This is a genomic window from Lysobacter sp. (assembly GCF_035655815.1).
Taxonomy (GTDB): domain Bacteria; phylum Pseudomonadota; class Gammaproteobacteria; order Xanthomonadales; family Xanthomonadaceae; genus Lysobacter_J.
Genome location: NZ_DASRTS010000001.1, coordinates 13,565 through 38,069, shown reverse-complemented (window position 1 = coordinate 38,069; position 24,505 = coordinate 13,565). Strand labels below are relative to the sequence as shown.

26 protein-coding genes and 2 pseudogenes are annotated in these 24,505 nt (G+C 67.5%); 13 read left to right on the top strand and 15 right to left on the bottom strand.

Annotated features, from left to right (window positions below):
* Window positions 1-53: 53 nt before the first annotated feature.
* From VFE83_RS00200 to VFE83_RS00190, 3 genes are all read right to left on the bottom strand, one after another.
* On the bottom strand, window positions 54-4,682 hold the full coding sequence (locus VFE83_RS00200; RefSeq protein WP_324902846.1) for an autotransporter domain-containing protein: 4,629 nt from the start codon (window positions 4,680-4,682) through the stop codon (window positions 54-56).
* Between the two features lie 250 nt (window positions 4,683-4,932).
* Window positions 4,933-5,328: a VOC family protein gene (locus VFE83_RS00195; RefSeq protein WP_324902845.1), complete on the bottom strand. Its 396-nt coding sequence runs from the start codon at window positions 5,326-5,328 to the stop codon at window positions 4,933-4,935.
* A 154-nt stretch (window positions 5,329-5,482) separates the two neighbouring features.
* Complete coding sequence (locus tag VFE83_RS00190) at window positions 5,483-6,190, bottom strand: glutathione S-transferase family protein (RefSeq protein WP_324902844.1); 708 nt, start codon at window positions 6,188-6,190, stop codon at window positions 5,483-5,485.
* A gap of 104 nt (window positions 6,191-6,294) precedes the next feature.
* On the opposite strand from VFE83_RS00190, the gene VFE83_RS00185 reads away from it, so the two are divergent.
* Complete coding sequence (locus tag VFE83_RS00185) at window positions 6,295-7,200, top strand: LysR substrate-binding domain-containing protein (protein WP_324902843.1); 906 nt, start codon at window positions 6,295-6,297, stop codon at window positions 7,198-7,200.
* Between the two features lie 15 nt (window positions 7,201-7,215).
* Here VFE83_RS00185 and VFE83_RS00180 read toward each other — a convergent pair whose 3' ends face one another.
* Both VFE83_RS00180 and VFE83_RS00175 read right to left on the bottom strand, forming a co-directional pair.
* A complete protein-coding gene (locus VFE83_RS00180) occupies window positions 7,216-7,494 on the bottom strand; it encodes a hypothetical protein (protein ID WP_324902842.1) in 279 nt (92 codons plus the stop codon).
* Window positions 7,495-7,795: 301 nt separating this feature from the next.
* Window positions 7,796-8,713 (bottom strand): S41 family peptidase, encoded by a 918-nt coding sequence (locus tag VFE83_RS00175; RefSeq protein WP_324902841.1) that lies wholly within the window; start codon window positions 8,711-8,713, stop codon window positions 7,796-7,798.
* 57 nt (window positions 8,714-8,770) lie between these two features.
* On the opposite strand from VFE83_RS00175, the gene VFE83_RS00170 reads away from it, so the two are divergent.
* The 3 genes from VFE83_RS00170 to VFE83_RS00160 all read left to right on the top strand — a co-directional run bounded on the left by VFE83_RS00170 (window position 8,771) and on the right by VFE83_RS00160 (window position 10,895).
* Window positions 8,771-9,235 (top strand): MarR family winged helix-turn-helix transcriptional regulator, encoded by a 465-nt coding sequence (locus VFE83_RS00170; RefSeq protein ID WP_324902840.1) that lies wholly within the window; start codon window positions 8,771-8,773, stop codon window positions 9,233-9,235.
* Between the two features lie 30 nt (window positions 9,236-9,265).
* Window positions 9,266-10,111 (top strand): aminoglycoside 3-N-acetyltransferase, encoded by an 846-nt coding sequence (aac(3), locus tag VFE83_RS00165; RefSeq protein WP_324902839.1) that lies wholly within the window; start codon window positions 9,266-9,268, stop codon window positions 10,109-10,111.
* 85 nt (window positions 10,112-10,196) lie between these two features.
* A complete protein-coding gene (locus tag VFE83_RS00160; RefSeq protein WP_324902838.1) occupies window positions 10,197-10,895 on the top strand; it encodes a DUF2306 domain-containing protein in 699 nt (232 codons plus the stop codon).
* On the opposite strand, the gene VFE83_RS00155 is transcribed toward VFE83_RS00160, so the two are convergent.
* A complete protein-coding gene (locus tag VFE83_RS00155) occupies window positions 10,892-11,743 on the bottom strand; it encodes a PhzF family phenazine biosynthesis isomerase (protein ID WP_324902837.1) in 852 nt (283 codons plus the stop codon). The genes VFE83_RS00160 and VFE83_RS00155 overlap by 4 nt on opposite strands.
* On the bottom strand, window positions 11,740-12,420 hold the full coding sequence (locus VFE83_RS00150) for a hypothetical protein (RefSeq protein ID WP_324902836.1): 681 nt from the start codon (window positions 12,418-12,420) through the stop codon (window positions 11,740-11,742). The genes VFE83_RS00155 and VFE83_RS00150 overlap by 4 nt, the downstream gene beginning before the upstream one ends.
* Before the next feature lie 60 nt (window positions 12,421-12,480).
* On the opposite strand from VFE83_RS00150, the pseudogene VFE83_RS19475 reads away from it, so the two are divergent.
* The 7 genes and pseudogenes from VFE83_RS19475 to VFE83_RS00120 form a co-directional block, all read left to right on the top strand.
* Window positions 12,481-12,720: pseudogene (locus VFE83_RS19475) on the top strand (GntR family transcriptional regulator); the annotation flags it as partial.
* Window positions 12,677-13,930, top strand: a pseudogene (locus tag VFE83_RS00145) (PLP-dependent aminotransferase family protein). The pseudogenes VFE83_RS19475 and VFE83_RS00145, both read left to right, overlap by 44 nt.
* 80 nt (window positions 13,931-14,010) lie before the next feature.
* Window positions 14,011-14,655, top strand: a complete 645-nt coding sequence (locus VFE83_RS00140) for a MarR family winged helix-turn-helix transcriptional regulator (protein WP_324902835.1) — start codon at window positions 14,011-14,013, stop codon at window positions 14,653-14,655.
* Window positions 14,656-14,745: 90 nt separating this feature from the next.
* The gene (locus tag VFE83_RS00135) at window positions 14,746-14,982 is read left to right on the top strand and encodes a thioredoxin family protein (RefSeq protein WP_324902834.1); all 237 of its coding nucleotides are present in this window, start codon (window positions 14,746-14,748) and stop codon (window positions 14,980-14,982) included.
* A 10-nt stretch (window positions 14,983-14,992) separates the two neighbouring features.
* Window positions 14,993-15,736, top strand: a complete 744-nt coding sequence (locus tag VFE83_RS00130) for a hypothetical protein (protein ID WP_324902833.1) — start codon at window positions 14,993-14,995, stop codon at window positions 15,734-15,736.
* A 45-nt stretch (window positions 15,737-15,781) separates the two neighbouring features.
* Entirely contained in the window at window positions 15,782-16,333 is a 552-nt protein-coding gene (locus tag VFE83_RS00125; RefSeq protein ID WP_324902832.1) for a peroxiredoxin family protein, read from the top strand.
* Window positions 16,306-17,022 carry an MOSC domain-containing protein gene (locus tag VFE83_RS00120; protein ID WP_414674662.1) on the top strand — a complete coding sequence of 239 codons (717 nt, stop codon included), beginning with the start codon at window positions 16,306-16,308 and terminating at the stop codon, window positions 17,020-17,022. The genes VFE83_RS00125 and VFE83_RS00120 overlap by 28 nt, the downstream gene beginning before the upstream one ends.
* Before the next feature lie 73 nt (window positions 17,023-17,095).
* Here VFE83_RS00120 and VFE83_RS00115 read toward each other — a convergent pair whose 3' ends face one another.
* The 6 genes from VFE83_RS00115 to VFE83_RS00090 all read right to left on the bottom strand — a co-directional run bounded on the left by VFE83_RS00115 (window position 17,096) and on the right by VFE83_RS00090 (window position 19,866).
* Window positions 17,096-17,509 carry a GFA family protein gene (locus VFE83_RS00115; RefSeq protein WP_324902830.1) on the bottom strand — a complete coding sequence of 138 codons (414 nt, stop codon included), beginning with the start codon at window positions 17,507-17,509 and terminating at the stop codon, window positions 17,096-17,098.
* A gap of 48 nt (window positions 17,510-17,557) precedes the next feature.
* On the bottom strand, window positions 17,558-18,055 hold the full coding sequence (locus VFE83_RS00110) for an SRPBCC domain-containing protein (protein WP_324902829.1): 498 nt from the start codon (window positions 18,053-18,055) through the stop codon (window positions 17,558-17,560).
* Entirely contained in the window at window positions 18,052-18,381 is a 330-nt protein-coding gene (locus VFE83_RS00105; protein WP_324902828.1) for a metalloregulator ArsR/SmtB family transcription factor, read from the bottom strand. Before VFE83_RS00105 ends, VFE83_RS00110 begins: the two co-directional genes overlap by 4 nt.
* 66 nt (window positions 18,382-18,447) lie before the next feature.
* Window positions 18,448-18,843 (bottom strand): GFA family protein, encoded by a 396-nt coding sequence (locus VFE83_RS00100; protein WP_324902827.1) that lies wholly within the window; start codon window positions 18,841-18,843, stop codon window positions 18,448-18,450.
* Window positions 18,844-18,880: 37 nt separating this feature from the next.
* Window positions 18,881-19,657, bottom strand: coding sequence for a type I methionyl aminopeptidase (gene map, locus VFE83_RS00095; protein WP_324902826.1), 777 nt, complete (start codon window positions 19,655-19,657; stop codon window positions 18,881-18,883).
* Window positions 19,654-19,866 (bottom strand): ParD-like family protein, encoded by a 213-nt coding sequence (locus tag VFE83_RS00090; protein WP_324902825.1) that lies wholly within the window; start codon window positions 19,864-19,866, stop codon window positions 19,654-19,656. Before VFE83_RS00090 ends, map begins: the two co-directional genes overlap by 4 nt.
* Before the next feature lie 129 nt (window positions 19,867-19,995).
* On the opposite strand from VFE83_RS00090, the gene VFE83_RS00085 reads away from it, so the two are divergent.
* On the top strand, window positions 19,996-20,517 hold the full coding sequence (locus VFE83_RS00085) for a gluconokinase, GntK/IdnK-type (protein ID WP_324902824.1): 522 nt from the start codon (window positions 19,996-19,998) through the stop codon (window positions 20,515-20,517).
* Between the two features lie 69 nt (window positions 20,518-20,586).
* On the opposite strand, the gene VFE83_RS00080 is transcribed toward VFE83_RS00085, so the two are convergent.
* Both VFE83_RS00080 and VFE83_RS00075 read right to left on the bottom strand, forming a co-directional pair.
* Entirely contained in the window at window positions 20,587-21,870 is a 1,284-nt protein-coding gene (locus VFE83_RS00080; protein ID WP_324902823.1) for a hypothetical protein, read from the bottom strand.
* A 62-nt stretch (window positions 21,871-21,932) separates the two neighbouring features.
* Entirely contained in the window at window positions 21,933-22,274 is a 342-nt protein-coding gene (locus VFE83_RS00075; protein WP_324902822.1) for a hypothetical protein, read from the bottom strand.
* A gap of 301 nt (window positions 22,275-22,575) precedes the next feature.
* Here VFE83_RS00075 and VFE83_RS00070 point away from each other — a divergent pair, with 301 nt between their 5' ends.
* Window positions 22,576-24,450 carry a sulfatase-like hydrolase/transferase gene (locus tag VFE83_RS00070; protein WP_324902821.1) on the top strand — a complete coding sequence of 625 codons (1,875 nt, stop codon included), beginning with the start codon at window positions 22,576-22,578 and terminating at the stop codon, window positions 24,448-24,450.
* Window positions 24,451-24,505 lie beyond the last annotated feature (55 nt).

The window sequence follows — 24,505 nt, the reverse complement described above, 5'->3', positions numbered from 1 at the left end:
GTAATGCAGGACTACCGACCGGCACCGCGAGAGCGGTGCCGGTCGAATCGCCTTCAGCGATCGGCCTGCGACGATGAGGGCGAAGTCGGAGCGACTTCCTGCGTTGCCTCGACATCCGTCGCCACCGCCGCCACGTCGCGCGTGGCCGGCGAGAACGTGAGCGTCAGGCCGAAGGTACTGCTCGGCCGCTGGCCGTCGCCATGCTGGCGACGCGCCAGCAACGACAGCTTCCAGCCGGCGGCGAGGTCCAGGTCGATGCCGCCGCCGTAGGTCAGCGCGTTGTCGCCGAAGCTGCGCATGCCGAGCGCGTAGCCGTCGTCCACCGGCAGGATCACGTAGTTCAGGTCCACATCGCTGCGGTTGTCGAGCGATTCGCGGTATTCGAGCATCCAGTACGGACGGACCACGTCGCCGCGCGCGGTGAGGATCGGGAAGCTCCCTTCCACACCCAGCGACGCGCCGCTGCTCTCGACCGTCTGCGAACCGTAGGCGAGGTCGTAGAGGCCGAGTCCCTGCTCGCGATAGGCATCCAGGCGCGTGCGGCTCGCATCCAGACGACCATATCCGGTCAGCGTCATTCCGTCGCCGGCCGCGTGCTCATAGCCGCCGGTCAGCGCACCGAACGACTGGTCGCCATTGCGCTGCGCGGTCGCCATCGCGCCGGCCGTCGCGCTGTAGCGGCGGATGTCGAAGTCGAGATCGCCCCAGCCGACGATGCCGTCGACGAACCAGCGTTCGCCCGGACGCCACAGTCCATACAGCGACAGTGCGCGTTGCTGCGCGTCGAGGTTCGACCTGGCCTCGTCCAGATCGGTGTCGTTCCAGCCCCAGCCGCCGGCCACGCCGAACACGAAGCGCTCGCTGATGCGCCAGTCCGCACCGAGCGTCACGCCGTCGCTGCGGAAATCGAACGCGTCTGCGTCGCCGTCCGCATCGCGCCCGCCACTGGTGATGGTGCCGGCCGTCCATATCGCCATGCCCTGTGGCAGGCGCGCATCCTGGAACGAGGCCAGCTCGTCCGCGCTGATCGACAGGCCGGTGCCCGAAAGGCTGGCCATGCTCAGCGTCAGTGCGTTGTTCGACGTGCTGGTGGTGAAGCGCAACTGCCGCATGCGGTTCTGGATGTTGGACTGCTGCGCGGCGACGAAGCGCACGCTGGCGTCCACCTGCGCCTGCAGTCCGCCCACCACGCTGGCGTCGCGCGTCGGATCCGGACGGTCGACCACCGCCAGCACGATGCTGACCGACGCCTGCGCGTAATTGCCCGCGGCCGCCTGCGTCGCCACCAGCGTGGTCACGCCCGCACCGACCAGGGTCACCGTGCGCCCGCTGATCGTCGCCACGTGCGGATCGCTGCTGGTGAACGTGAAGGCGCCTGCACTGTCGCTGGTCGGATCGGGCAGTTCGAACGCGGCTTCGCCTAGTGTCCGGCTCATGTCCGCCACCCATGCAAGCGTCGGCAGCGCGCGGCCGATCACCACCTGCAGCGCGATCTGCGGTGCGGCGGAGAAGCTGGCGTTGCCCGCCTGGTCGGCCGTGAGCGAACACGTGCCGGCCGCCAGCATCGTCACCGTGCTGCCACTGACCGTGCAGACCGACGTGGTGTTCGATGCGAACACCACCGGCAGGCCGGACGCGCCGCCAATCGCGGACAGCACGAAGGTTCCGCCGCGCGAGTACACCGGCTCGGCCGGATTCGCGCTGAAGCCGGTGATGGCCTGCGCGGCGATGCCGATGGCCACGTCCAGCGTCACCTGCGGCGCCGCCGCATAGCTGGCGTTGCCCGCCTGGTCGGCGGTGAGCGAACACGTGCCGGCCGCGATCATCGTCACGGTGTCGCCCGAAATCGAACACACCGATGGAGTCGCCGAGGCATACGTCACCGGCAGGCCCGATGCGCCGCCGGTGGCGGACACGGTGAACGTGCCGTTGGGAACGAAGATCGGCGCAACGGGATTGGCGACGAAGCCGGTGATCGCCTGCGGCAGCAGCCCGACCACCACGCCCGTCATGCTGCCGACGCCATGGAGATTCGCATCGGCCGGCGCGCCGGCGAGGTCGGCAATGGCGCCGCCGTTGAGCACGAAGGCACTGCCGAGCGTGGGGCCGTCCAGGTCCTGGTCGCCCGCGGCCACGGTGTAGCTGAAGACCAGCACGTCGGTGCCCGAACCGCTGACGTACGCCGCCTCGCGCATGCCGCCGACGTCGAAGGTGATCGGCAGCCCGGGCGTCCCGGTCACGTTGACCGCTTCGCTGAAGGTGAGCGTGAACACCAGGCTCTGCCCGGCGATGTACTGGCCGGCCGCAGGCACCAGCACGCCCGTCACGGTTGGCGACGTCCGGTCGATCACGTAGACCGGCCCGCCCGTGTAGCCCGGTGCGCCATTGCCCGCGCGATCGATGATGCCCGTGCTACCGGCGAGGAGGTCCAGCCGCAGCGCGCCATCGCCGGTCACGTTGTCGACGGTCACCGTGTATTCGATGTTGTCGGGCGTTGCCAGCTGGGCGAAGGTGCCCATAACGTCGCCGACTCCGACCAGCGAAAAGTCGCTGAGGTCCACGCCGGTCACCGGCTCGGAGAACCTGACCCGGTAACGCACGCTCGATGCTCCGGTCGGGCTGGCATCGAGCAGGTCGATGGCGGCCACGGTCGGCGCCGTGGTGTCGGAACTCATCACCGTGATGGCGACGGTGTCGCTATCGGTCTTCATGCCGCCCGAGCCCGTGTTGCCCAGGTCGCTGGTGTGGATCGACAGGATCGCGGGGCCCGAATAGCCGGCGGTCGGCACGAACCTGAGTCCCGCCAGTGCGGCATTGATGTCGGCAAGGCGCCCGGTAAACGCCATGGCCGGGTCGGCATCGCCATCGCCCGTCGCGAAGGAGAGGCCGCCGGTGCCCTGCAACGACAGCACGCCGTTGCTCACGGTCAGGGCGACTTCGACGATTCCGGTTCCGGCGTCGGGATCGCTGACGGAAATCGCATTGCCGCCGCTGAAGACCAGCGGCGCGTCCTGCCGCGTCGACTGCGGACCGGGCACGGTGTTGACGGGCGCCTGGTTGACCGCGCCGACCAGCACGTTGCTCGTGTCGCCCACCGAGTTGAGCGTCGGCACCGCGTCCTGTCCATTGCTGTTGCGGATGCTGCCTCCGTTCAACGACAACGTGCCAACCGTGATGCCGTCGGCATCGATCTGGCCGGCCTGGACGACGTAGCGGAACGTCGTCGCGGTCGAGCCCGAGCCGGCCAGGTAATTCGCCTGCACGCTGGTCGCGCCGATCGTCAGGCCGATGCCGGGCGCACCGGTGATCGTGACGGACTGATCCCAGTGCACGGTGAAGTCGAGGCTCTGGCCGGTTGCGTAGGTGGCGGGGGCCGGCACGGTGACGCTCGTGACGCCCGGTGCTGTGTCCGGCACTACGCTGGTGGACGCGTCCGACGGCGCGCCGGTGCCGGCGCTGTTGGTCGCCGTCACGGTGAACGTGTAGGCAGTGCCGTTGCTCAAGCCGGTGACCGTGATCGGCGCGGTAGCGCCGGTCGCGGTAATCCCATCCGGAGTGGCGGTGACGGTGTATCCGGTGACCGTCGTGCCGCCGGTGAACGCGGGCGCCGTGAAGTTCACCGTCGCCTCGCCGTCGCCCGCGGCGACGCTGCCGATGGTCGGCGCGCCCGGCAATACCGGTGCCACGGTGAACGACCGCGATACGCGCGGTGCGGCCGCGTACGTGCCGTCGCCCGCCTGGTCCGCGTGGATGGTGCATGTGCCGGCCGCGACGAACGTCAGCTGGCCGGCGCCGTCGACCGTGCACACGCCCGTCGTGCCGGAAGTGAACGCCACCGGCAGGGACGAACTCGCGCTCGCCGTCAGCGTCGGCGTCGTGCCGAAGGTCTGGACGCCGGGATTGGCGAACGTGATCGTCTGTGCGGCCTTCGGCGTGACGTCAGCCGAGGCGACCGACGGCGTGCTCGTGCCACGGCTGCTCGTCGCCCTCACTGTGAAGCGGTACGCGACACCGTTGGTCAGGCCGCCCACCACCATCGGGCTGCCCGTGCCCGCGGCCGAGTAGCCACCCGGGCTGGAGGTGACGGTGTAGCTGTCGATCGGATAGCCACCGTCGAAGGGCGTATCGAACGCCACCGTCGCCTGGCCGTCGCCGGCGGTGGCCGTGACGTCATCCGGCGCATCGGGTTCGCGCGGCGGTGCGTAGGGGAACGTCAGCGTGTTCGTGCTGCCGTTGCGGGCAGCGCCGGTAGGACGCGTGACACGCCAGCGACCCAGCGCGGTCACCTTGCCCATCGCGACGTCCATCGCGGTGGTGGTGTAGGTGAACGTGCAGTACGTGCTGGTCATGAGGTCCGCCGGGAGACCGGGGCACGACAGGCCCGACATGCCGGAAGGGCTGCCGCTGGTGAACGTCAGCGTGTCGATCGGCGTGTTGCCGGTGTCCAGACGCACGTGGAAGGTGAGCGGCTGGCCCTCGCGCGAGAACGATGGCCGGTCCGCACCGGTGATCGTCACCGTCGTGCTTTGTGCCGCGACGGGCCCGGCGAACAGCACCAGCAACATCGCCAATGCCGCGTCGACGACGCGGTGCGACCTGCCCTTGAGTCCTTCGAACAACTGCGCGCGCGACAAGACGTTGCCCGCGCCGATCCATCGCTGGATCGCGCCCCGGTGCTTCATGCATCCCCCTGTGGTGCAGCCCCCGCTCGCCACAGGAATCTGTGACGAACCTCAAACTTTCGAGGGACGCAATGAAACCATGTTTCCCGGGGCACCGCCAGAAGACGGCGTGGCGGGTCGACGCACGGCACCGCGTGACCGGGGGCCAAGGGCTGACCGGCTCAGACGATAGGGCTGCCTTGCACTTCGATCCGGCTGCGCGCTTAGTCGCTCATGGCCGATCCGCGCGCGACGCGCGTAACTGTGTCGATCAGGGCGATCCATCCACGGCGGCAGGCCCGTTGATCGTCGCCTCGATGCGGTGGCCATCCGGGTCGATCAGGAACGCCGCGTAGTAGTGCGGTCCGTATTCCGGACGCAGGCCCGGCGCGCCGTTGTCCTGTCCGCCGATGTGCAGCGCGGCCTGGTGGAAGTCGTGCACGGCCGCGCGCGACGGCGCCGCGAACGCGAGATGGAAGCCCGCACCGGGCGGCATCGCGTCCGGGCGCAGTTTCAGGCAGAGCAGGTCCTCGTCGTCGACCAGTCCGTAGCCGATGGCGGTGTCGTCCTCGAACACGCGCCGGTAGCCGAGCGCACCCAGCGCCGCGTCGTAGAACCGTCCCGCCAACGCGAGGTCGCGTACACCGATCGAGATGTGATGGATCATTCGCGCAATCCGATTGCTACTTCGAAGGATCGCGATTCTAGGACGCGCACCCGGTGCCGCCGACAGATGTCGAATGGCCTTTGACATGACGCGCGATCCCGCGCCGGGGTGACGCGCAAGGTGGCGGCAGCGCCGCCACCTGCGTCATCGTGGCTCAGGCCGCAACTGTCTCCTCGGCCAGCACCGTTTCCAGCGCGACCTCGCCCATGAACTGCCCGGTGCTCTGCGCGTTGCGCTGGTCTTCGATCGCATGCGCGAACTTCACCGCGGGATCCGCCTCAAGGCGGTCGAACAACCGCTGCAGGTTGGGATAGTCGCGGCGGTCGACGACCTGATGGTAGTCGTTCCAGCGCGCGATGCCGATGAAGTAGGCATCGGCCAGCGTGCGCTGCTCGCCCATCAGCCAGGGCTTGTCGCCCAGCATCGCCGACAGCGCCGCATGCGCCTTGCGCACCTGCGCGGTACCGAACTCGCGCAGCACGCGCTGCTGCTCCGCGTCGCCGCCATGTTCCAGTGCGAACCACAGCGGCACGTACGCGCCGAAGAACGTGGTGTTGAGGAAGGCGAGAATCTGGTTGAGGCGGTCGAACTCCGGCGTGCCCTGCGCGAAGCCGAGCCTGCGGTCGATGCCGCGCGCACCGAGGTGATTGAGGATGGCCAGGCTTTCGCTGATCAGCTGGCCGCCCTGCGTGCGCAGCGTCGGCGTCTCGCCGACCGGATTGAGGCGGCGGTAGGCCTCGCCGCTGACGACTTCGGGCATCTCGATGCGGCACAGCCGGTACGGCTGGCCGAGCCATTCCAGCGCCACGATGGAACCGAACGAGCAGCCCGAGGGCACGCCGTAGAAAAGGATGGGGGTCATGGGATCGCTCCTGGGTAGGCCGGATTCGTCCGGCGACCCGACAAGGCTATGATCGTGGACGATGGTCGAACAGTCGGCCACGATTGGACTTAGCGTCCACATACATGGTCGATAGCGTGCTCAATCTCAACGATCTTGCCTTCTTCGTCGCTGCCGTCGATGCCGGCGGTTTCGCCCCGGCATCGCGCCGGCTAGGGCTGCCCAAGTCCACCCTGAGCAAGCGCGTGGCGATGCTGGAGCAGGCGCTCGACGCGCGGCTGGTCCAGCGCACCTCGCGCACCTTCACGCTCACCGAGGTGGGACGCGACTTCTATCAGCACGCGCGCGGCGCGCTGATAGAGGCCGAAGCGGCGGAAGCCGTCGTGCGCCGGCGGCAGATGGAACCCAGCGGCACGGTGCGCATCACGGCCTCCGTTCCGGTCGCCCAGGCACAGCTCGCCGATTGCCTGCCGCGACTGGCGCGCGCGTATCCACGGCTCAACGTGCAGCTGGATGTCACCGACCGGTTCGTCGACGTGATGCAGGAAGGCATCGACATCGCGATACGCAGCCACTTCGCGCCGTTGCCCGACTCGGCGCTGGTGCAGCGCACGCTGGCCACCGAGTCGATCATCCTGGTGGCTTCGCCTTCATATCTCGCCGATCGCGAATCGTTGCAGACGCCGACCGCGCTGGAACATCACGACGGCCTGCTCAGCGGTGCGACCGCCACTACATGGACGCTTCAGGACACGGCCGACGAACGCGTGCAGGTCGCGCCACGCGCCGCGTTCGTCGCCAACGAATCGGTGGTGCTGATTGCAGCTGCCAGCGCCGGACTGGGCATCGCCTGCCTGCCCGAACGCATGTGCCGCGCCGCGATCGCACGCAACGAACTCGTGCGCGTGCTGCCCGGCTGGCACGCAGGCACGGTGACCACCACGCTGCTCATGCCGCACCGGCGCGGTCAATTGCCCGGCGTACGCGCGACGGTGGAGTTCCTGGTCGAGCACTTTCGCGCGGACAGTTGAAATCGCTGTGGAGCGCTACTGCCGCTGCCGCGCCGCGGCCCGGATGGCGCCGAGCGAAAGCACGAAGCAGAACGACCAGAAGCTCAGTCCCACCAGCAACCAGCCGATCACGCTGGGCATGAAGAAGCCGTTCACCGCGCTGCCAAGTCCGGGAACGCCGAGATCGTTCATCACCCACAGCGGCAGCATCACGCCGATCAGGATCAGCGCGTTCACCACCGGCACCAGCATCAGCAGTGCGCCGATGCCGGTAATGATGGTCGCGCGCGTGGCGGCGGTGATACGCGGGTTCATCGAGGCGCGCCATCCCTAGTCGTCGTGGCAGCGATTCTAGCCCCGGCTGCGACGCGTCCCGCCATCAACACGAAGCCTGGCCGCCGCGTGAGCAGGAAGCCGGGGAGCGCCACGCGCGGCGCCTTCAGCCGCCGCGCCGCTGGCGGAGCAGTTCGGCCGCGTGGCGCATCTCGTTCCTGGGCAGCCGGCCGTCATTGTCCGCATCAAGCTGATCGAAGTTCTTCGCCAGGCGCGGCAGCCTGGCATCGGCCTCGGTGCGCCATCGTCGCAGGGCGGCACACTGCTAACGCACGACGCCGCTTCAACGCGCGCCGACCTTCACGTCGCCCGCCAGGATGCGTCGTGCGACGAACACCGGATCGTCGCCGCCGCCCATGTCCGGCGTGACGCCCGCGCCCTCCCAGTTACGGCCGGTCTTCAGGTTGACCGGTCGCGCGTCGGGAATGGAGATCTGGTAGCCATGCGGCAACACGTCCGGCTCGCCCAGCATGTTGGCCGCGCCCGCGCTGCGCGACCCGACGACGGTGGCGCGCCCGGCCGCCTGCAGCGAGTACGCGACGAACTCCGACGCGGACGCGGACCGCCGATCCACCAGCACCACGATGCCGTGCGGATAGGCGGGCATGTCGAGCTTGGGAAGTTCTTCGAGCGTCGTGCCGCGACGGTTCTCGATGCGCTGGACCGATTCGACGTCGCCGCCGAGGAGGGCGCGCACCAGCTGGTTGGCGGTATCCGATTCGCCGCCCCCGTTCTGTCGCAGGTCGAGCACAAGGCCCTGCGTGTCGCCCAGCAGCTGGAAGGCAGCCACCAGCTTTGGCCTGGCGATGTCCCACGAGTAGAACGTCGCCAGGCGCAGATAGCCGATGTTGCCTTCCAGCACGCGCACTTCGCGCACGCCGGCGTTGGTCGGCCCCGCCTGCGCACGCCACGCCATCATCCAGTCGTCGCCCGCGCTGGCCTTGTCCGCGACGGGTTCGAAATGGAAATGCCCGTCGTATGCGTGCAGGTCGCGATTCAGGCGCGACACGAAGGCGGACGGGTCGCTGCAGCTGTCGGCGTAGCGGTTCCGCTGGGCCCAGTCGCGCACGCTCAGGGCGATCTGCGACGCTTGTTCGCGATCCACGTACTTGGCTTCGATCGCCCGTGCGGCGTGGTCCAGAACGGCCTGTTGCTCGGGGCATGCGGCGACGAGTGTGGCGAGTAACAGTGCGTACGACACGGCCTTTCTCCGGGGGTGTATTGACGATGTATAAGCACTAACATATATTTTCGAGCCATGACAATGCCGAACGCCACGCTTGGCACCCTGCTGCGCTCGCTACTGGACGAACTCGATCCGGCGGTGGAAGCCGAGTACGCCAATCTCGGCCTGGATTTCAGGCCACGATTCACGCCGGTGATCCGCGCCCTGATGCAGGAAGGGCCTTCGCGCATCAAGGACATCGCGGCCGGCACGGGTCTGACCCATTCCGCCGTGAGCCAGACCATCAGCGCGCTCATCGAGCGCGACTGGGTACGCCTGGAAACCGGCCAGGACAGCCGTGAGCGAATCGTCCACCTGACCGATTACGCGCGCTCGCAATTGCCGAGGCTCAAGAAGCAGTGGGCGGCGACCGCCAGGGCCGCGGCAAGCCTGAACGAGGACATCGGCATGCCGCTCGAGCAGGTGCTGCGCAGCGCGCTGGCGGCGCTGGAAAAGAAGAGCTTCGCCGAGCGCCTGAAGAAGGCGCGCCCGAAGTAGTCGCAGGCGCGCGTCATCGGACGATCGCACATGCCCAACGACAGTGCAGCGGCATCCCTCGCGCAACTCACCGGCGAACTGCGGGCACTCGGGCTGCGCGCAGGCGACGTCGTGATGGTGCACGCATCGCTGAAGGCGGTCGGACCGGTCGAAGGTGGCGGCGCAACGGTCGCGCAGGCGTTGCTCGATGTGGTGATGCCCGCCGGCGGCATACTCGCGTTTGGGTCGTGGGACGCATCGCCCTACATGGAAACGCTCAACGGCGCGCGGCTGGACGATGACGCTCGCGCGCAGTGGCCTGTGTTCGACCCCGCGCATGCACCGACCTATCGCGGTTTCGGACTGCTCAACGAATTCCTGCGCAAGCTGCCGGGCGCGGAGCGCAGCCCGCATCCGGACGCATCGATGATCGGCGTGGGCAGCGCCGCACCAATGGTCAGGCAGCACCCGTTGGGATGCGCCTACGGCCCCGGCTCGCCGCTCGAGCGGCTGCTACAGGCCAACGGCCGCGTGCTGCTGCTCGGCGCGCCGCCGGATTCGCTCACCGTTCTGCACTACGCCGAGGCCATCGCGGAGATTCCGGGCAAACGGCGGGTCTCGTACGAGATGCCGATGCCCGCGGAAGACGGAGGCGTGCGGTGGGTCAGGGCGGAAGACTTCGATTCCAACGGAATACTCGACTGCTTCGCCGCTGAGGGATGCATGGATGCGGTGGAATCCATCGCACGCGATTACATCCGCGAGCAACCGCATCTGCAGGGTCGCGTCGGCCATGCGCACTGCCGCCTGTTCGAAGCCGCCTCGCTGGTGGACTACGGCCGGAGGTGGCTCGAGCAGCGCTTCCGCGATGACTTGCCACACGACGAGGCGAGCTAGGGGCAGTGGACGCCGGCGAGGCTGCGTTGTCCGCGAGCAGCCACCGGCGTAGGCTCGGGCTTAGCGCACCTGGCAGGGCACCGACATGGAAGTCCCGACGCAGCACGAGCCCGTTTCTGCTCGCACGCCATTGCAGCGTGCATTTCCGCGCATCGCCTGGCTGGTGCTGGCGGTCGTGACCGTCGAGTTCCTGCTGATCACGTGGCGCAAGTACAGTCATCTGGATGCCGGCGCGTACGGCATGTTCTGGTCGCGACGCGAGTGGCTGTGGATGCACATCGGCGGCGGCGCGCTCGGCATCCTGCTGGGACCACTGCAATGGCTCACGCAATGGCGTCGCACGCGGCCGCAGGTGCATCGCAGTATTGGCCGCGTGTATCTGCTGGCGATGCTGGTCGCCTGTGCCGGCGCCGCCGGACTGATCGCCACCTCGCCTGCCGACCTGGCCTTCCGCATTGCATTCGCCGCGACGGCGCTGGCATGGCTGGCGACGGCGTTCGTGGGCTTCACGGCCATCCGCGCGCGGCGACAGCAGACGCATCAGCGCTGGATGGTGCGCAACTACCTGATCACGCTGTCGCCGATCACGTTCCGCGCGATGCTCCGCATCCCCGGCGTGATGGAGCTCGCGCCGCCGCCGGTGATGATCCCGGTGCTGCTATGGCTCAGCTGGGTCCTGCCGCTGGTGGTGCACGAAATCATCGTGCGCGGCATCGACGTCGCGCGCAGGTCACGGCGCGTGGAGAGCGGCGGTGGCGACGGCCTCGACGCCGAATCCGCCTAGCGCTGTACTTCGCCTGCATCGATGCGCACGGCCGCGCCACTAACCCGGACGCCATCGCGCAGTTCATCGGGCACTCGCACGCGAAGCACGCTGGGGCGGCCCACCTCCCTGCCCTGATGGATGACGAAGGTGCGCTGCGGCGGCAACGCATCGTGCACGGCGAGGTACGCGCCGAGAGCCGCGGCGGCCGCGCCCGTGGCGGGATCTTCGACCACGCCGCCCGGCGGAAACGGATTGCGTGCGTGGAAGGTCGCGACGTCCTCGCGCCAGACGAGGTTGATGGTGGTCCAGTCGCGGCGCGCCATCAGCGCGGCCAGCGCCTCGAAGTCGTAATCCAGACGCGACAGGCGCTCGCGCGTCGATACCGCGATGACCGGATGCCATGCGCCTGCATACGCGACCGCTGGCGGCAATGCGGGATCGAGTTCTTCGGCACGCCAGTCCAGCGCGTGGAGGATCGCGGCCAGATCGTCCGCTTCCAGCGCCGCCACGCGGGGCTCGACGCTACGCAATGTCGCGGTGAGATCCGCATCCACGTCTACCCGTACCGGGCCGGCACGCGTATGCAGCACGCGTTCGCCCGGACCGTGGCGCTGCGCGTGCGCGACCGTCGCCGCAATCGTCGCGTGTCCGCAGAAGCTCACTTCCGCCTTCGGGCTGAAGTAGCGCACGTCGAAGGAACCGTCGTCGCGCGGCGACAGGAAGGCCGTCTCGGAATATCCGACCTCGGCCGCGATGCGCTGCATATCGGCCTCGTGAAGCTCGCGCGCGTCCAGCACCACGCCGGCGGGATTGCCGCCTTGTGGATCGCTGGTGAATGCGCTGTAGCGCAGGACGTTAGCGTTCAAGTCGTTTCTCCGGACAGTGCGGCGTTGGGCGCGTCCAGGCGCACGACCAGATAGCGCAGGAAGAACTGCGTCAGCGGTCCCACGCCCAGCGCGAACAATACCGTGCCGACACCGACGGTCCCGCCGAGGATCACGCCGACCGCAAGCACGGTGATTTCGATGGCGGTGCGCACGCGGCGGATCGACCAGCCGGTGCGGCGTGCAAGGCCGGTCATCAGGCCGTCGCGCGGTCCGGGCCCGAGTTGCGCGCCGACGTACAGCGCCGTGGCGAACGCACATGCGACCACGCCGCCCAGCATGTACGCGATGCGCAGCGGCAGCGTCTGCGGCGTGTCGAACAGCATCAGGTTCAGGTCGGCGAACGGTCCCAGCAACAGCGTGTTCGCAATGGTGCCCACGCCCGGCATCTGCCGCAGCGGAATCCACGCCAGCAGCACCGCAATCGCCGTAATGACCATCACCGTGCCCAGCGACATCGGCGCGTGCAGCGAGACGCCCAAGTGGAAGACATCCCACGGCGACGCGCCCAGCGCGCCTTCGATCATCAGCGCGATGGCGACGCCATACAGCCACAAGCCGAGCATCAGGCGCAGCAGGCGCTCGGGCAAACGGCCCGCGCGAAGTTGGGCGATCGGCCCGAGATTGGCCAAGCCGAAAGAAGGGAGATCGGGTTTCATGGAGCCACCATCGCGGCAATTGGCTCTTTCGAATAGAGCCAATCGTGCGATAGTGGCCTCATGAACCGCTCCCTGGCCCCGGATCGCCTGGCCGCCCTGGTCGGCAATTTCAGCCGCGCCCCGGCCTACCGCGGCCTGCGCGTGGCCCTGCAGGAACTGATCGGCGACGGTCGCATTCCGCTGGGCACGCGCCTGCCCAGCGAGCGCGCCGTCACGCAGGTGCTGGGCGTCTCGCGCAACACCGTCACGCGCGCGTATGCCGACCTCATCGCGGCCGGATTCGCCACCGCGCGCCAAGGCTCCGGCACCTTCGCTGCGGTTCCGGTGGAGCGCCGCCGCGCGCACGACCACGCGCTTCACTCGCTCGCCGGCGCTGCGTCCGCCGAGGGCACGATCGACCTCAACTGCGCGGCAAGCGCGGCTACGCCGGGCGTTGCCGCCGCGTACGAGCGCGCTGGCGAAACTGCCTTCGTACCTGGGCACCGACGGGTACCTGCCGTCCGGCCTGCCGGTGCTGCAGGCGCTGATCGCCGAGACCTACGTGCGACGCGGATTGCCGACCACGCCGGAGCAGATCGTGATCACCTCCGGCGCGCTCGCCGGCGTCGCGATCGTCGCGCGCGCGCTCTCGCGACCGGCCGACCGCACGATGATCGAGACGCCGGTGTATTCGAACGCGATCGAGGCACTGCGCCTGGGCGGTGCGCGTCTGGTCGCCTCGCCCCTGGGCGATCCACTGGGCGAGGAAGGCTGGGATCTGGACGGCATCGAGGCGATGCTGCGCCAGACCTCGCCGCACCTGGCGTACCTGATTCCGGACTTCCAGAACCCGACCGGCTTCCTGATGGGCGACGCCGACCGCGCGCGATACGCCGCTGCGCTGCGCGCCACGCGCGCCGTCGCGATCGTCGACGAGGCGCTGCAATCAATCGCATTGTCAGACGCCGCCATGCCCGCCCCGTTCGCCGCACACGCAACCGATGCGATCACCATCGGTAGCGCATCGAAACTGTTCTGAGGCGGGCTGCGCGTGGGATGGATCCGCGCACCGCACGATCTGGTCCGCCGCATCGTCGGCACGCGCGTGCAGCTGGACCTGGGCACATCACTGTTCGACCAGCTGGTGGTCGCCGAGCTGATGGCGGACAGCGCGATCGCCGACCTGCGCAGGGAGCAGCTGCGCCGTCGCCGCGATGCGCTCGCCGATGCGGTCCGCGAGCGACTCCCCGGTTGGCGGTTCCGCGTCCCGCAGGGCGGCCTGACGTTGTGGTTGCAGCTGCCGCACGGCAGTGCGACGCAACTGGCAGCCGACGTGGAACCGGCAGGCGTCCAACTCGCGCCGGGCCCGGTCTTCAGCGTCGAGGGCGGAGCCGACAACTGGCTCCGCATTCCCTACGCCAAGCCGGAAGACCAGCTGGTCGAAGCGGTGACGCGGATCGCGCGGGCCTGGCCTGCACATGCGCCGGAAGCCACGCAGCGCCGTCGGTCCAATCGCCTGCTGATCGCCTGAGCCTATGGCTTCCCGGAAGGACGCCGGTCCGCCGACGAACGGTCATTGACGAATATAGTTAGGACTCCTACTTTATCGCCATGACGAAGCAGGACCGCCAACGCGAACAGGCTGCCGCCGGGTTGGAGCAACTCGCCTCGCTGGTCCGCGCCCAGGCCTGGCGCAGCGACGGCGTGCCCGCGCTTCCGCCCACGCAGGCATCGGTGCTGCGCATGCTGGCCGGCACGAAGGAAGGACTGCGCGCACGCGAGATCGCCCAACGCATCGGCGTCTCGCCGGCCAGCCTCAGCGATTCGCTCAAGGCGATGGAAGCGAAGGAGTGGATCCGGCGCGACGTGGACGAGATCGACCGCCGCGCTTCCATCGTGCAGTTGACGCGTCAGGGACGCGCACTGGTGACCCGGCTCAATCATCCCAACCGCGGCATGGCCGCGCTGATGCAGGATCTGGATGCCGATGATGTCGGCGCGTTGCTGCGCGTCACCCAGCTGCTGGTCGGCCAGGCGCAACAGCAAGGTCTGGCGACGGGATTGCGCACGTGCCTGGGCTGCCGCTTCTTCCAGCCCTACACCAGCGCCGATGCCGACCGGCCGCACTTCTGCGCGTTCGTCAACGCGCCTTTCGGCGACGCGGAACTGCGTGCCGACTGCGCCGAGCAACTGCCGGCCGACGATGAACTCATGGCCGCGAACCGCGAGCGGTTCCGGCTCCGGTCTCCGCCCTAGGCGGAAAAAAGTGGGCGACGACCGACTGCCATCGATCGCCGCCCGGTTCCTCCACCCACCCTGCAAGAGCAAGCAAGAGGAGATTCAAGTATGCGCCAGAAAGCCGTTTTCTATCACGCCGGTTGCCCGGTGTGCGTCGATGCCGAGCGCCAGCTCGCCGCGTCGCTGGATCCCACGCGTTTCGACGTGGAAATCGTTCATCTCGCGGAGCGCAAGGATCGCATCGCCGAAGCCGAGGCCGCTGGCGTGAAGTCCGTGCCTGCGCTGGTGCTCGGCGGGTTGCCTTTGCACATCAACTTCGGCGCTTCCATCGCCGACGTGCGCTGAGGTCAACGCCATGAAAACGCTGACACTCGCCCTGGCGCTGGCCTTGGGCGCCGCTTCCGCACACGCGCACGATGCGTCCCCGCACAAGGGCGGCATCCAGTCGAAAGCGAACTCCGCGGTGCGTGCCGACTTCGACATCGTGCACACCAGGATCACCACCGACGGCAACGTCGCAACCTTCCACATGGCCGTGTCCGGCAAGGCCGGGCGCACCACGCCCGCCGCGACGGGCAAGCTGGCCGGCAGCGACGTGTTCTCGTACGTGTGGCCGACCTCGATCGATCCGTACGAAGTCGGATTCGAGCGCGGCGCCGGCATCCTCGCGATGGCGGTCACCGCGCATCCGGATTTCGACGACACGCCGCTGTACGACGAGAACGGCGACGGTCGCCGCGACAACGACGGCGACCTGTGGCACAGCCATTGGGTGGTGCTCAAACCCAACGAAGCCTGTGGACCGGGCGCGCTGGGCGTGGTCGATATTCCGGCGGGACAGAAGCCGCGCCTGCCGAAGACCTGGCCGGGCCTGCCGCTGCTGCTGGACAGCCCCGGCTGGAGCCCGACGCTCGATGCGAAGACGGTGGAGGTGAAGGTGCCGTTCGACGACATCGGCATCGTCACCGCCGGCAGCTTCGACGGCGTCACGTCCGGCCTGCGCGTGAACGCATCGGTGCACGCGCCGCTGCTGTGCGTGGTCGACGTGTTCAAGGTGGCGTCGGGCGACCTCAGCCTGCCCGGCAAACCCAACCGCTGATGCAAGCGCCCGCACCATGACGGTGCGGGCTTTCGGAGAATGCGCATGAACGTCACCACTCACACGCGGGCGCCCGCCTGGCAGGTGGACCGCTGGTTCAACACCCACGACGCGATCACGCTGGAATCGCTGCGCGGCACGGTGGTCGTGCTGGAAGCCTTCCAGATGCTCTGTCCCGGCTGCGCATCCCATGGCCTCCCGCAGGCAGCGCGCGTGCACTCCACGTTCGCGCGCGAGCAGGTCGCCGTGATCGGCCTGCATACCGTCTTCGAACATCACGAAGCGATGATGCCGACCGCGCTGCAGGCGTTTCTCCACGAGTACCGCATCCCCTTCCCCGTCGGCGTGGATCGCGCCGGGCCGGACGGGCGCATACCGCAGACCATGGCGGCCTATGCAATGCGCGGCACGCCGACATTGACGCTGATCGACCGCAACGGCCGCATCCGCCACCAGCACTTCGGACAGGTGAGCGACCTGGTGCTGGGCGCGCAGATCGCCGGACTGCTGGCGGAGCCCGCCGTGACCGCCGATGACACGGTCCCGACGCAGGGCTGTACGCCGGATGGATGTCCGGTGGACGCGCAGCCGGCATGAGCGTCGCGCAGCCGTCCACGTTGCATACGGTGCTGACGGCTCGTGCCGTACCGTACGCACGACCGGAGACGTTCAGCGCCATCGCCAAGCAGCCGACCGCGGGTAGCGTGCGCGTCGCCGCGCTCGGCATCGAAGGCGACGAGCAGGGCGACACGCGCGTACACGGTGGCCCCGACAAGGCCGTGCATCACTACCCGTTCGATCATTACGCGTGGTGGCGCGACGAACTCGGCGAGCACCCGCTGCTGCAATCACCGGGCGCCTTCGGCGAGAACTTCAGCTCAAGCGGCTGGACCGAGGACGACGTGTGCCTGGGCGATGTCGTGCGTGCCGGCACCGCGCTGCTGCAGGTGTCGCAAGGCCGGCAGCCGTGCTGGAAACTCAACGACCGCTTCGGCCAGCCCCACGTCGCGCGGACGATGCAGCATAGCGGCCGCACCGGCTGGTATTACCGCGTGCTGCAGGAGGGCGCCGTGCAGGCCGGCGACACGCTGGAGATCGTCGAACGTCCGCATCCCGCATGGACGGTGCGACGCCTCGCCGACCTGCTCTTCAACCGCACGCTGGACCGCGACCAGTTGCAGGCAGCATCGGCGTTGCCGCTGCCTCCGTCGTGGCAGAAGATCCTGGGCCACCGCCTGGCAACCGCAACGGTGGAGTCGTGGGAGAAGCGACTGGTTGGTCCGTGAAGATCCGACCGGCCTTCAAGCACCCGCCGGCGTACGCGGCGCGAACAGGATGATCGCCGCGTGGCGACGACACTCAGCCCGTCGGCATTCCCTGGAACCGCGCGATTGACGGGTCCAGGTGATCCCAGGCGTGGCCGCGCATCGCATACGTGATGGCCTGCGGACGATAGCGTGACGGGTCGTCCAGGCTTGCCGCGTGGACGGTGAACACGCCGGGGTTTGCGGCGAAGGTCATGTACACCGGCGAGCCGCACGTCGGGCAGAAGGCGCGCGTCTTGACGTTGCCGTTGTCGGCGACGATGTCCCAGTGCGTTGCCTTGCCTTCCAGCGTCACGCCATCGCGCAGGAACGTCAGGTACGAACCGTGGCCGGTGCCGCTTTTGCGTTGGCAGTCGCGGCACTGGCAGTCGTTCATGAAGACGGGTTCGCCGTCGATCGTGTAGCGGATCGCGCCGCAGGCGCAGCCGCCGGCATAGGCCTGCCTCATGGTGTTCACCCGGAATGTTGTCGCGCGCAGCGATGCGTACGCGAAGGATCAGTGGATGTTCGTTCGTGACGATGCGGACGCCGCATCCATGTCCGCGGATACGTCGTCGAGGTTCCGCAGCACCTTCTTCCAGCCTTCGCTCATGTTGCGGTAGGCGGTGCCGTTCTTCGGCAGCACGAAGCCCGAGTGCACCAGTCGCACGCGCGTGCCATTCCCGGCCGGCGTGAGCGTCCACGTCACCACGGTGTCGAGCGGCGCACCATAGCCTTCGTTGCTTTCGTGGCCACCGCGCCAGCCGTAGACGAAGCGTTCGCACGGCACCACTTCCAGCACCTGGCAATGGATGACGCCGTCCCACTCGCCTGCGGGCGTCGTCTGGAAGGTGAAGCGGTTGCCAGGCACCGGCTCGAAGCTGCGCGGCGCCATCATCCAGCGCGCGATCAGGTTGCCCGTAGTCAGCGCCTTCCACACGGTCGCAGGCGCATGCGGGAAGACCTCGTCGACCACGATGGCCTGGGAGCCGGTCTGCAACGCGGAATCGTTCATGGGTCGATGTCCTTGAGTAGCGTGTGCAGGTCGGCGAAGCGTTCGCGCCAGAACACGCCGTAATGGCTCATCCAGTCGACCAGCGGTGCGAGGCCGTCGGGTTGCGCCCGGTAGTAGACGTTGCGCCCTTCGGGACGCTCGATGACCAGACCCGCCTGCTTCAGCGACTTCAGGTGTTGCGAGATCGCGCCCTGCGTCACCCCGCTCCCGCGGGTGAGGTCGGCGACAGTGATCTCGTCGGCTCCCACGACCCGTTCGAACACGGCACGACGTGTCGGATCGGCCAGGGCACGCATGACGGCGGTGATGTCGGCAGCTTCGGTCATGGATACACATTAGCCATCACTGATGAATTAGTCAACACTAATTTCTGACCAAGGCGCCGCCGGGCCTCAATCCATATGCTCCATGTCGTCGGGAAGGCGTACCCACGGATGCTGCCGCACCTCGTAGACCGACACGCGCGGCGGAGGAAACTGCGGGTCGGCGAATGCTCCGACCGGGATGGCGAGCATGCCCGGCACGGCGTCGAGCCAGTAGAAGACGATGGCGCCGCATTCCGGACAGAAGTGGAACCGCGCCGACGTGCCCTCGTCGCCGACGCGGGTGTATTCCGTGCTTTCGCCGGAGATGACCACGTCCTTCGCCGGGAACCGCGCCTGCACGCCGAACGCACTGCCGGTGCGCTTCTGGCAGGCCAGGCAATGGCAGACGGAGATGCGGACCGGCTCACCACGCGTGGTGACGGTGAGCTTCCCGCAACTGCATGAAGCGAAGCGATCGGTCATGGCGTTGACCTCGAAGAGCGCGCGACGAGCGCGAGGGTCAGCCGATTCTGCACCGCGGCGTCTCACCGCGCCGCAACGTCAGCACGCGCACGCCCGTCCGTGTGACGGCGACCGTGTGTTCGAACTGCGCCGACAGCTTGCCGTCGCGCGTGTACACCGGCCACTCATCCGGATGCGAGCGGATGGCCGCCTTGCCCTCGTTCAGCATGGGCTCGATGGTGAACACCATGCCTTCCTTCAGTTCGAGTCCCGTGCCGGGCCGACCGTAGTGCAGGACCTGCGGCTCCTCGTGCATCTGCCGACCGATGCCGTGCCCGCAATATTCCTTCACCACGCTGTAGCCGTTGGCGCGCGCGTGGCGCTCGATCGCATGGCCGATGTCGCCCAGCCGTGCGCCAGGGCGCACCGCTGCGATGCCCTTCCACATCGCCTCGTACGCGGTTGATACCAGCCGGCGTGCCGGATACGCCACCTCGCCCACCAGGTACGTGGTGCTGGAGTCGGCGATGTAGCCGTTCTTCTCCAGCGTGATGTCGAGGTTGACGATCTGGCCGCTGCGCAGAACGTCGTCGGCGGTCGGCATGCCGTGGCAGACGACGTTGTCGATGGACGCGTTGAGTACGTGCGGAAAACCGTACTGACCCTTGCTGGCCGGTCGCGCCTGCAGTTCATCAACGATCACCCGTTCGACGAAGTCGTTGACCTGCAGCGTGCTCATTCCTTCCAGCCGCAGCCCGCCGAGCGCGTCGAACACGTCGGCCAGCAGCGAGCCGGACTGCGCCATCAGTTCGATCTCGGCGGCGCTCTTGATCACGCGCGCCCGGATCGCAACGGCTGCGGCTGTACGCCCGCTGCGCGCAACTCACTGGCGACGATGTCCTGGAAACTGAGCTCCGGGTTCATCTCGCACAGCATGCCGACCTTGATCCAGAAGTTGGCCTGCGCGTTGATGGACCGGTGCGAGACGGTGCACGCGCGCCGCAACTGGTCGTGCAGTTCTTCATCGATGTTGACGATGCCCATGGAATGGCCTGAGGGAGGTATATACAAATCATATATGATTCATATATACCTCTCAAGCCACGACCCGGGACATGCGGGTGTCGCGCTACGCTGCCGAGTCGTCGTACTTCCCCTGTCCACAACAGCCAGATGCCGGCACAACCGCACGCCATCATCGTCACCGGGGTTTCCGGCAGCGGCAAGACCACGCTGGCGCGCGCGCTGGCCGCGCACTACGGCCATGTATACCTCGATGCCGACGACTTCCACTCCCCTGAAGCCAAGGCGCTGATGGGCGCCGGCGTGCCGCTCGACGATGCACTGCGCGAGCCATGGGTCGAAGCGCTGGCGCGCGAACTCCAGCGCCTTGCGCGGCAGGGACACTCTTCGGTGCTGGCGTTCTCGGGCCTGCGCGCGGCGCATCGGCAGCGCCTGCGTGACAGCGGCGTGCCGATGCGTTTCGTGTTCCTGCATGCGCCGCCGGACGTGATCGCCGCGCGACTCGCGATGCGCGGCGACCACTTCATGCCGGCCACGCTGCTCACATCCCAGTTAGACGCGTTGCAACCGCCTTGCGCCGAACGAGACGTCGTGGCCGTGGACGTCAGTGGTTCGCCAACGCAGGTATTGGAACGGGCGATCGCCGGACTTGATGCGCAGGTGATTGAATGACGTGGAGCTGGGGACGCACTGCTCCAGGCAGCCTCCGACGTACCCGCCGCGAACGAGTTCGGCCTTCCCTTACTGGCTTAGGCATCGCGAGCGATGCGAAGCCCATGACGATCGGCGCGCCGCGGCGGCAACGCACTCTTTCGCGGCCGTGTTCCGCGCGCAGTCGTTCCTTGCGAACTCGAGATTGGCCTGTTGCCATTCGCCGTCTTCGTACGAGCACATTGCCGGGACAGACGCGCCACGCCCGCTGTCGTCGTACGGCTCGAAGCCGCGTTCGAGCCATGGGCGGAAGGTTCTGATTGGCAGTACTTCGACGGACGCGATGCGGCCTTGCAGACCCGGCATGGCGTTCAGGGCGGCCGCTGCGACCAGCCGGGCGTCGATGTTCGGCACGAAGTCGAGCGCGCAGGATTCCGAATCCGCCTCGAATGAATCCGGCACGGCCTCGAGCGCCAGCAACACCGCATCAGGCGAACGGCTCACTGCCCGCATGGGCGAGATGCGCTTTACCTGGAAGTTCGCACCTGTGTTGCTGCCGAGCGTCAAGCCGATGCGTTGAGATGCGCGGCCAGACGCGTCGACAACCATCAGGTCGGATACCGCGGTTCGCGGTGCTTCGACGTCCACGAGCAAGCGGCAGTCGTTTCGGCCGACCTGCCGTGCAGCGTCGAACCAGGCCAGCCCATGCAAGCGGGCCGTGCGAGGCAGCAGCTTCACGGGCAGCATCCGCTCGCGCACCGCCAGTACCGCAGGAATGCTCTGACCGATGCCATCGGGCAAGGGATTCGTTGCGGCCACAAGCGCGGCGTGGATCGGAACCAGATGGTCGTTGGGCAGGATCCCGCCCATCACGACGTCCAGCCTCCGGCCTTCGAACCGGTATCGTGCCGGCATCACCGAGTGGTTCGAATGCGAGTTTCCACGCCGGTTGCCCGACCGGTAAGTGAAGGTTCGCCCGCCGTCGCGCAACACCGGTGCCAACGCCGACAGCATGGCGGCACGATCAGCGGGCGTGTCGCGCGTGAGGTGCACGGACAGCCGGGTCGCCCGATACCCGAAGACGGAAGCCAGATGGCGCTGCAAGTGCGATTCGTCCGGAAACGACAGCGGCACGAGCACCGTCGTTGCGGCCATCGCCGCAATCGTCACCCAGCGCCAAAGGGACGCGAACGTGCGGCCTCGGTGTGGTTCGGCCGATGCAGTTTGACGCGACCTGCGGGCATTGTTCCTGTGCTCGCGGCGTGTGCCCAGCAAGCGATTGATCAGCCGCCCGAACTGATGCATCGCGAGACCCGCGAGCAGCGGTACGAAGATCCAGGTGATTACGAACAGAACCGCGTGCAGTAGGGACATGCAGTTGCATCAGACCGATGAGTACGTTGAAGAGTGCGCACGGCAGCAGCCGATGCGAAGTGCTACGACGGAAACAGGATCGCCATGCCGATGGGCACCGACACGAAACCGCCCACGACAAAGCCGCCAAGCACGCTCATGAACACGCTGCGCTGCCAGGCCGCGATGAGCCCCATCACCGTGGCTGCCGCGGCAACGATGCCCGCGAGTGGAAGACCGACACCGATGAGGACGAGCATGAAGCCCAGATCGCCGATGCGATCCAGCACATCGATCGCCACGCACATGATCAGCGTGAGCACCGGATACAGCGCGAAGCTCGCGCCAATCACCTTTCCGCTGCTTACGCCTGCAAAGAGCAGACTGTTGGCCCGTTGTGTCCGACCACCTTCGGTACGATCCATATATCACCCAGTGAGAAGCTCATGCGTCCGGGCGAAGCGTATCGTCCGCATTCTTGCGCTTCAATTCGAGCTGATTCGGCAAAGAATCCGGCGTGCGCGACATGAAGGTGATCGCGCCTGTTCGACCGTCGTGCTGGCGCCGCACATGCCCAATGATCGATGCTGCGCCGTCGGGTAGGCGCGGATATGCACTGCGACGGCACACACTCCGGCCAGGCAACATTGGGCAACACGTAAAGGTCCGGTCACTAGACAAACCCTTTGCAGCCCGCATGCACCCGCCCCCGTATGCTCCGGCGCGATGCATACCCGAACCTCCCTCTTCCGCGCGCTCGGCTGGTTCGTACTGGCCAATGCCCTGTGCTTCGCGCTGATCACGGCGTGGTTCTGGCAGCCGGTGGTCGAATCGCCCGCGGACGCGCCGGCAGCGGCCTACCGCGTACTGAATACCCTGGTGCACTGGCCGCTGTTGGCGATGCTCATGATCGGCCTGCCGACGGCACTTGCCATCGTGCTGTTTCCGCGGTGGCGATCGCTCATGTGGGCGCCGTCGATCGTCGCGGGGTTGAGCGGTGGCATCGCCGCGTGCGTGATGATCGTGGATGCCGTGGTGTTCTCGCATTACCGGATGCATCTGGGGCCATATGTCTGGGGCCTGCTTGCGGGCGGCGCGGGGGAGGAGACCTTCCTGGTGTTCTCCAGGAAACTGCCATGGCTGCTCGGCGCCGCGGCTGCACTGATCGTCGTTGCCGAAGGGGCGCTGTTCGCCTTGTGCGTACGCGTCGCCGAGGGACGCCTGCGTCCACTCGCGCGCCCGTTGTGGATCGCCTGGATCGCGTTGTTCGCAGGTTCCAACCTCTGGTATGCCTGGGCCGACGCGCACTACCAGGTCAACATCACGCAGGAGAGCGGCCACTTCCCTTTCTACCGGCCGCTGACCAGCAAGCGCCTGCTGCGCCGGCTGGGCGTGACCGAAGTCGAGCAGCCGCGCGCATCGCCCGTCCACGATCGCGGCGCACTGTTCTATCCGCGGCAGCCGCTCGAGTGCGCGCCAAAGCGCCGGCCGAACGTGCTGCTGATCGTCATCGACGCGTGGCGCGCCGATCACCTCGCGCCGCAGTACACGCCCAACATCTCCGCGCTGGTGCCGGAATCGCTGCGATTCGAGCACCATGTGAGCGGCGGCAACGTCACGCGGTTCGGCCTCTTCTCGATCTTCTACGGTCTGTCCGGTAACTACTGGTGGCCTGTACTGGCGCACCAGACGCCGCCAGTGCTCATGACGGAGCTGCAACGACAGGATTACGACCTCAAGATCCTCGCCAGTTCGCCGCTGGTGCATCCGGAGTTCGATCGCACCATCTTCTCCGGCATCGAAGGCCTGCGGCTGAAGACGCCCGGGAGCACCCCTTATGAGCGCGATCGGCGCGTGGTCGCCGACATGGTCGGCTTCCTCTCCGAGCCGGCGCGTGCGCAGAAGCCATTCTTCGGCTTTCTCTGGCTGAACTCGGTGCACTCCTATGCCATCCCGCCGGAATATCCGCTGCATTTCCAGCCATCGTGGGACGAGGTCAACCACATGGCGCTGGGTCCCGACTTCGACGCCACTCCGTTCCTCAACCGCTATCGCAACGCGCTGCACTTTGCCGACGCGGAAGTCGGAAAGGTGCTGGACGCGCTGCAGCGAAGCGGCCTGGCCGACGACACGCTGCTCATCGTCACCAGCGACCACGGCGAAGAGTTCAACGACACCGACAAGAACTACTGGGGGCACAACGGCAATTTCAGCCCGTACCAGGTACGTGTGCCGCTGCTCGTGCGTGGACCGGGCTGGCCGCGCGGCACGGCGACGTACATGACCACGCACAACGATCTGGCACCCACCATCCTCACCGATGCACTCGGATGCTCCACGCCCGCGTCGGCCTACAGCCTCGGCCTGCCCCTGCGGCAGACGCAGGACCGCCGCGACTTCCTCGTCGTGGTGGACTACAACGACGTCGGCATCTACGAACCGGACCGCATCACGCTGTTCTCGCCCTTCGGCGGATTTCCCGTCTACAACCATCGCTACGATCGCCTCGACGAATCGCCTCGAATGGACCGCGTCCGCGCCGCAACGCAGGACATGATCCGCTTCAGCGTCAGGCCCGCCACGTCGGCGGCTCGCCGATAGCGTGAGGACGTGGCTAGTGGCTCTGATAAGGTAAAACGACCGTTGCCGGAAGGCC